General features: G+C 72.2%; 5 protein-coding genes. 2 read left to right on the top strand and 3 right to left on the bottom strand.

Features of this window, described 5'->3' with window-relative positions:
• Window positions 1–334: 334 nt before the first annotated feature.
• On the bottom strand, window positions 335–883 hold the full coding sequence (locus tag ADK41_RS37180) for a MarR family winged helix-turn-helix transcriptional regulator (RefSeq protein WP_030837253.1): 549 nt from the start codon (window positions 881–883) through the stop codon (window positions 335–337).
• Between the two features lie 123 nt (window positions 884–1,006).
• Between ADK41_RS37180 and ADK41_RS37175 the strand changes: the two genes are divergently transcribed.
• Window positions 1,007–2,281: an MDR family MFS transporter gene (locus ADK41_RS37175; RefSeq protein ID WP_030837255.1), complete on the top strand. Its 1,275-nt coding sequence runs from the start codon at window positions 1,007–1,009 to the stop codon at window positions 2,279–2,281.
• Between the two features lie 57 nt (window positions 2,282–2,338).
• Here the strand turns inward: ADK41_RS37175 and ADK41_RS37170 are convergent, their stop codons facing one another.
• Window positions 2,339–3,988, bottom strand: a complete 1,650-nt coding sequence (locus ADK41_RS37170; RefSeq protein ID WP_030837259.1) for an ATP-binding SpoIIE family protein phosphatase — start codon at window positions 3,986–3,988, stop codon at window positions 2,339–2,341.
• 172 nt (window positions 3,989–4,160) lie between these two features.
• On the bottom strand, window positions 4,161–5,540 hold the full coding sequence (locus ADK41_RS37165; RefSeq protein WP_030837262.1) for an NAD(P)/FAD-dependent oxidoreductase: 1,380 nt from the start codon (window positions 5,538–5,540) through the stop codon (window positions 4,161–4,163).
• Window positions 5,541–5,918: 378 nt separating this feature from the next.
• On the opposite strand from ADK41_RS37165, the gene ADK41_RS37160 reads away from it, so the two are divergent.
• Window positions 5,919–6,668 carry a TetR/AcrR family transcriptional regulator gene (locus ADK41_RS37160; RefSeq protein WP_030837265.1) on the top strand — a complete coding sequence of 250 codons (750 nt, stop codon included), beginning with the start codon at window positions 5,919–5,921 and terminating at the stop codon, window positions 6,666–6,668.
• The last annotated feature ends 380 nt before the right edge of the window (window positions 6,669–7,048 follow it).

Raw genomic sequence — 7,048 nt, 5'->3', positions numbered from 1 at the left:
TTTCCGGGGTCCCGCTTCCGCGTTTCCCTTTCCGGCGGTTCCGACTCTATCAGATCCTTTCGGGCCTGATTCCCGGTCGGAGCGGGCTGTCTTCACGGCTGTTGGGCCGTTCCGACGTCTCAAACCTTAGCGGACTCTCTTCGCGTTCCTCAAATCGAGGGTTGGAATTGAATTCGGGCACGCCGAAATCTTTCCCGCTGGGAGGTTGTGCTGAGGTTTTGAGTGCCGCAGTCGCGGCGGAAGGTGTTGCCGAAGAACCGTTACGGCCCCGTGGCAACCCGAAGAACCTTACGGATCGGCCAGGGGGCTGTCAAGCGCCCCTGGCCAAGATCTTTCAGTCCAGGTCGCTGAGACGTCCGCCGGCGTCCGGCTGGGCGTGTTCCACCCGGCGCAGGAGGCGGGTGAGCACCTCGCCCAGCATCACCCTCTCGTCCGGGGCGAGGTCCTGGAGGAGGTCCTCCTCGAAGACAGTGGCGAGGCGCATCGCCTCGAGCCACTTCTCGCGGCCGGCGGAGGTCAGCTCCACGATCACACGGACCCGGTTGGTCTCGTCCCGCTCCCGGTCGACCAGCCCCTCGGTGACCATGCGGTCGATCCGGTGGGTCATGGCGGCCGGGGTCAGCCCCAGGCGCTTGGCGAGGTCGCCGGGGCCCATGCGATACGGGGCGCCGGAGAGGACGAGGGCCTTGAGGACCTCCCAGTCGGCGTTGGTGATGCCGAGTTCGGCGGTCTGACGGCCGTAGGCGACGTTCATGCGGCGGTTCAGGCGGGACAGCGCGTTGACGATCTTCTCGACCTGGGGGTCGAGGTCCTGGAACTCGCGCTGGTACGCGGCGATCTGCTCTTCGAGTGTCGGCTCGCCGAGGCCGGAGGTGTCGCCCATGGGCGCAGTATGGCACGCCCCCTCTTTGCCTTGAAGTCCTTCTCTATGTAGTCTTTAGCATCGAACTTTAGCTTCTAAGTCTTCACTCCTAACTGCTTGAGAGAGGTGAACGTGACCAGGGCGATGGACACGGCGATGCGCCGGATCCACGTGGGCAACGCACTCAGCGCGTTCGGGCTGGGCTTCACGGTCCCGTATCTGTACGTCTACGTGGCGCAGGTGCGAGGGCTGGGGGCCATGACGGCGGGTCTCGTACTCGCCGTCTTCGCCGTGGCCGCGCTGATCGTGCTGCCGTTCGCCGGACGGGCGATCGTCCGGCGCGGTCCGCTGCCGGTGCTGCTCGTCGCCCTGGTCACGGCCGCGATCGGGGCGCTGAGCCTGGGTCTGTCGAGTGGGGCGGCGACCGTGCTGCTGTCGGCGGCGGCGCTGGGCGCCGGGCAGGCCGTGATGCAGCCGGCGCTCGCGACGATGATCGTGGACTGCTCGACCACGGAGAACCGGTCACGGGCGTTCGCCATGCAGTTCTTCCTGCAGAACCTCGGGCTCGGCGTCGGCGGTCTCATCGGCGGTCACCTCGTGGATCCCACGAAAGCCGGCTCCTTCACCCTCCTCTTCGCGATCGAAGCGGCGATGTTCCTGCTGCTGGTCGTGGTGATGGCGACGGCGCGGATGTCGCGCGCGCCGCGTGTCGAGGGCGCTCCGGCGCAGTCGGTCAAGGGCAGCTGGAAGCAGCTGCTGGGCAACCGGGCCATGGTGCAGCTGTGTGTGCTGGGCTTCGTGCTGTTCTTCGCCTGCTACGGACAGTTCGAGTCGGGGCTGAGCGCGTACGGCGTCGAGGCCGCCGGGATCTCCACCTCCGCGCTGGGGACGGCCCTGGCCGCGAACACCCTGGTGATCGTGGTCGCGCAGTTCGCGGTGCTGCGGTTCGTCGAGCGGCGCAAGCGCTCGCGCGTGATCGCGTCCGTGGGGCTGATCTGGGCCGTGGCGTGGGCCGTGGCCGGGTACGCGGGGCTGGGCGACGGGAGCCGGACGATGGCGACCGCCGCGTTCATCTCGACGTACGCGCTGTTCGGGCTCGGCGAGGCGATGCTGTCGCCGACGCTCGCGCCGCTGGTCGCCGATCTCGCGCCGACCGGGATGGCGGGGCAGTACAACTCGGCGTTCGCCCTGGTGAAGCAGCTCGCGTTGGCTCTGGGTCCGGCGGTGGGCGGTCCGCTGGGCGCCTCGCTGCACGCCCCGTACGTCGTGATCTTCCTGCTGTTCTCGCTGGGGATCACGGTGCTGGCGGTGCGGCTCGGACGGCAGCTCACCGACGTGCAGAACCAGCCTTCGGTGGCGCGGAGCCGTGTGGTGACGCAGGGGGGCGCGGCAGCCGGGCAGGCTCCGGCGCACGCCTGATCCACGCGCTCCGCCATCACCCCTGTACGCCTGTGCGCGTCCGGACGCCCGGCTCGGCTACGAGCCGGGCGTCTTCGGCAGGAGGAACTCGCACCAGACCGCCTTGCCGCCGCCCGGGGTGCGTCTGCTGCCCCAGCCGGAGGCGATCGTCGCGACGATGGCGATGCCCCGGCCGGACTCGTCGCCGGGTTCCGCGCGGCGGCGCCTCGGCAGGTGGTCGTCGCCGTCGGTGACCTCGATGATCAGGCGGCGGTCGGTGCGGCGCAGCCGCAGCCGCATGGGCGGGGTGCCGTGCTGGAGGGAGTTGGCGACCAGTTCGCTGGCGGCCAGAACGCCCAGGTCGTGCAGCTCCGCGGGGAAACGCCAGCTGGTCAGCACGCCGGAGGCGAAGGCACGCGCGCGGGGGGCCGCCTCGACCCCTCCGAGCAGTTCCAGCGCGGCGTTGCGGAAGAGCTCGCCCTCCGCGCCCTTGCGGGCGGGGTGCTGGAGCACCAAAACAGCAACGTCGTCGTCGTGGTCCGGGGTCACGCCGGCCGAGCGGACCAGGCGGTCGCAGACGACCTGAGGGCTGCCGGTGGCTCCGGCCAGGGCGCGCTCCAGGGCGGCGATGCCCTCGTCCAGGTCCTCGTTCCTCCGTTCCACCAGGCCGTCCGTGTAGAGGACGGCGGTGGAGCCGGGGCCGAGGGGGACGGAACCGGACGCGTGCATCCAGCCGCCGGTGCCGAGCGGGGGGCCGGTCGGTTCGTCGGCGCGCCGGACGGCGCCGTTCTCGTCGCGGACCAGGATGGGCAGGTGGCCGGCGGAGGCGTACACCAGGCGGCCCTCGTTGGGGTCGTGGATGGCGTACACGCAGGTGGCGATCTGGTTGGCGTCGATCTCCATGGCGAGGCCGTCGAGCAGCTGGAGCACCTCGTGCGGCGGGAGGTCGAGCCGCGCGTAAGCCCGTACGGCCGTACGGAGCTGTCCCATGACCGCCGCCGCGCGCACCCCCCGCCCCATGACGTCGCCGATGACCAGGGCGGTGCGGCCGCCGCCCAGGGTGATCACGTCGTACCAGTCGCCGCCGACGGCGGCCTCGGTGCCGCCGGGGTGGTAGGTGGCGGCGACGCGCAGGTCGTCGGGCTCCTCCAGTTCCTGGGGGAGGAGGGAGCGCTGGAGGGTGACGGCGGTCTCGCGCTGACGGCGTTCGCTGGCGCGCAGGCGTTCGGCGGCCTCGGCGTGGTCGGTGACGTCGGTGGCGAAGACGAGCACCCCACGGCCCTCGACCTCGGTGACCGGGGTGCAGGTGAAGGTGTAGGAGCGGCCGTCGGGGGCCTTGCGGGACTTCACCGTGCGGGGCTTGCCGCTGCGCAGGACCTGGGCGAGGAGGGGCAGCAGGCCGAGTGCTTCCAGTTCGGGCAGTGCTCCGCGCGCGGGGGCGCCGATCGGGCGGACGCCGAAGGCCGCGGTGTAGGCGTCGTTGACGTAGGCGATGCGGTGGTCGGGGCCGTGGACCAGGGCGACGAGGGAGGGGACGTGGTCCAGGACCTCGCGCACCCGGAGCTCGTCGACGGCGGGCACGGCCGGTACGCCGTCGGTGAGTCGTTCGGCGCGGGCCCCGGGCACGGAGCCCTCTCCCTGCCGGTCCGGGGAGACCGCCTGCTCGCTCCGCGCTGCGGCGCGGCGCTGCGTTCCGGGGAGCCGGGCGCTCCAGCGCGTGAAGTTCACGAATCCTTGCCTCGTGTAGTTGTCGGCGGCCGGAAACCGGGACCGGCCGGGGCCCCGGGGGCCGCACCGGGGCGGGTGGGGCCCGCCCGCGGTGGTGGACCAGTCTGGCAGGGTGCCGACCGGGCCGACATCCGTCAGACGCAGGGCCGTCCGGTGGAGTTCCTGAGTTCGGTCAGGACGACCCCTTCGGGTCGTTCGGGGGGCCCTGGAAAGGCTTTCCACCGGCCGCCAGTTCGAACTCCGCACGGGGGTGCTCAAGTGAGCCGAGCGAGACGACCTCCCGTTTGAAGAGCCCGGCGAGCGTCCATTCGGCGGCCACCCGCGCCTTGCGGTTGAAGGTCGGGACGCGGCTGAGGTGATAGGTCCGGTGCATGAACCAGGCGGGGTATCCCTTGAACTTGCGTCCGTAGACCTGGGCGACGCCCTTGTGCAGCCCGAGGGAGGCGACGGAACCGGCGTACTTGTGGGCGTACGTCTCCAGCGGTTCGCCCCGCAGGGAGTGGACCACGTTGTCCCCGAGGACCCGCGCCTGGCGGAGCGCGTGTTGCGCGTTGGGGGCGCACTCCCGCCCGGGCTCCCCCGCGGTGGCGTCGGGGACGGCGGCGGCGTCCCCCGCGGCCCACGCGTGCGCGGCCCCGTCCACGGCCAGCTCGGCGGTGCACTTCAGCCGCCCCCGCCCGTCCAGCGGCAGGTCGGTGGCCGCGAGGACGGGATGCGGTTTGACCCCGGCCGTCCACACGACCGTACGCGTGGGGAAGCGCGCCCCGTCGCTGAGCACGGCGACACGGTCGGCGCAGGACTCCAGCCGGGTCTCCAGGCGGACGTCGATGTTGCGCCGGCGCAGTTCGGTGACGGTGTACCGGCCCATCTCCTCACCGACCTCGGGCAGGATCCGCCCGGACGCCTCGACGAGGATCCACTTCATGTCCTCGGGCCGGATGGTGCGGTAGTACCGCGCGGCGTAACGGGCCATGTCCTCCAGCTCGCCGAGCGCCTCGACGCCCGCGTAGCCGCCCCCGACGAAGACGAAGGTCAGGGCGGCGTCCCGGAGGGCGGGGTCGCGCGTGGAGGAGGCGATGTCCATCTGCTCGAGGACGTGGTTGCGCAGGCCGATGGCCTCTTCCACCGTCTTGAAGCCGATGCCGTGGTCGGCGAGGCCGGGGATCGGGAGGGTGCGCGACACGGAACCGGGTGCGAGCACCAGTTCGTCGTAGGCGACCTGCCGTCCTCCCGTGCCCTCCTCACCGGTGGCGAGCGTGCTGACGGTGGCGGTGCGGGTGGCGTGGTCGATGCCGGTGGCCTCGCCGACGACGACGTGGCACCGGTCGAGGACACGACGCAGCGGTACGACGACGTGCCGGGGGGAAATGGCGCCGGCGGCCGCTTCGGGGAGGAAGGGCTGGTACGTCATGTACGGATCCGGGGTGACGACCGTGATCTCGGCCTCGCCCCGCCCGAGTTCCCGTTTCAGCCTCCGCTGGAGGCGCAGGGCCGTGTACATCCCGACGTAGCCGCCGCCGACAACGAGAATGCGCGCACGTTCCTTCACCATCCCATGACGCACCCGTCGCTCGCGTTTGTCCACAGCCCCGACGAGTTGTGTGACCGGAGGGCCCTCGTGCCCCGGGTTGGCCGATTTACCGACCCTGCCGAAATCCTCACAGGTCAGCAGCGGTGAGCCCGCCCACAGGCAGGGGTACATTCAGGACGTACACGCCCCGTACTCCGATCGGGGGGCGCTCCGTGCGGAACCTGCCCCTTCTGAATTGACTCCCTCTCAACTATGTTCGTCTGTCGACGGGGTGTAGGGGGATGTGCTCATCGGGCTCGCGACGGGCGGGACCGACAGGCCGGACCTGTTCCACGCACCCCGGCCATCAATGGCGGGGAGAAGTCTCCGGGGGGAGACGTCATTACCGGGGGAATACACATGCATGTTCAGGACTCTCATTGGTCTTCCGCTCTCGCGGCCGGCGCGACGATGAGCGCGCCCACGGGCGGCGGACGCCCGGACGGGGCACGCACGACACCGCTGCGCGTGGACGCCCAGCGCAATCTGGAGCACGTGCTGCGTGCCGCACGGGAAGTCTTCGGCGAGCTGGGGTACGGCGCGCCGATGGAGGACGTGGCACGCCGGGCACGGGTCGGCGTGGGCACGGTGTACCGGCGCTTCCCGAGCAAGGACGTCCTGGTGCGGCGGATCGCCGAGGAGGAGACCTCCCGGCTGACCGACCAGGCGCGGGCGGCGCTCGGCCAGGAGGACGAGCCGTGGGCTGCGCTGTCCCGCTTCCTGCGCACGTCGGTCGCGTCCGGTGCGGGACGGTTACTGCCGCCGCAGGTGCTGCGGGTGGGCGTGGTGGAGGAGCACGGTCTGCCGGACCACGCGCGGTTGCCGCAGCAGCGGACGCAGGGGGCGGGTGAGCTGCGGCTGGTGCCGGAGACGGCGGTGGCCGTGGCGGCGGAGGGCGACGCGGGGGCCGCGGAGCTGCTGGACGTCGTGGGGCAGTTGGTGGACCGGGCGCGGGCCGCGGGTGAGCTCCGGCCGGACGTGTCGGTGTCGGACGTCCTGCTGGTGATCGCGACGGCGGCGCCGTCCCTGCCGGATGCGGCGCAGCAGGCTGCGGCGTCGGCGCGGCTGCTGGACATCCTGCTGGAGGGTTTGCGCTCACGCCCGGCGTAGGGGGCACCGGTCCGGGGCGGTGCACCCCGCGCTTTCCTCGGCCCCGCGCGTTTGCCGGGCGCCCGGCGTCGCTGCAGGCCGGGGGGTGTTCGCGCGGCCCGGCGCTTGCGGGGTGCCGTCGCGCCCACCCGTGCCGCCCTGCGGCACGACTGCCCGCGGCCGACGCGGCAGACGGCTGACGCGGCACGCCGCCGCCCGCGGCTGACGCGGCGGGTGGCCGGCCGCGGCAGGCGGCAGGCGGGAGCGGGGGCCGCCTGCGGCGCGGAGGAGACGGGGCGGGGTGGCCGCGTACGGCGGGAAGGGGGCGGGGCGGGGGTGGCCGCCCGCAGCGGCCGGCGCGTCCGCGCCCTCGCCCTCCCGGGACACGTGATCCGCGCCGG

The sequence above is a fragment of the Streptomyces caelestis genome, from assembly GCF_001279005.1.
In the GTDB taxonomy this organism is placed as follows: Bacteria; Actinomycetota; Actinomycetes; order Streptomycetales; family Streptomycetaceae; genus Streptomyces; species Streptomyces heliomycini.
This window is presented reverse-complemented; position numbering and strand designations above follow the sequence as displayed.

Excerpts from the sequence above, each read along its gene's own strand:
- ADK41_RS37180 (WP_030837253.1), bottom strand. The coding sequence starts at position 883 with ATGGGCGACACCTCCGGCCTCGGCGAGCCGACACTCGAAGAGCAGATC.
- ADK41_RS37160 (WP_030837265.1), top strand. The coding sequence starts at position 5,919 with ATGCATGTTCAGGACTCTCATTGGTCTTCCGCTCTCGCGGCCGGCGCG.
- ADK41_RS37175 (WP_030837255.1), top strand. The coding sequence starts at position 1,007 with ATGGACACGGCGATGCGCCGGATCCACGTGGGCAACGCACTCAGCGCG.
- ADK41_RS37165 (WP_030837262.1), bottom strand. The coding sequence starts at position 5,540 with ATGGTGAAGGAACGTGCGCGCATTCTCGTTGTCGGCGGCGGCTACGTC.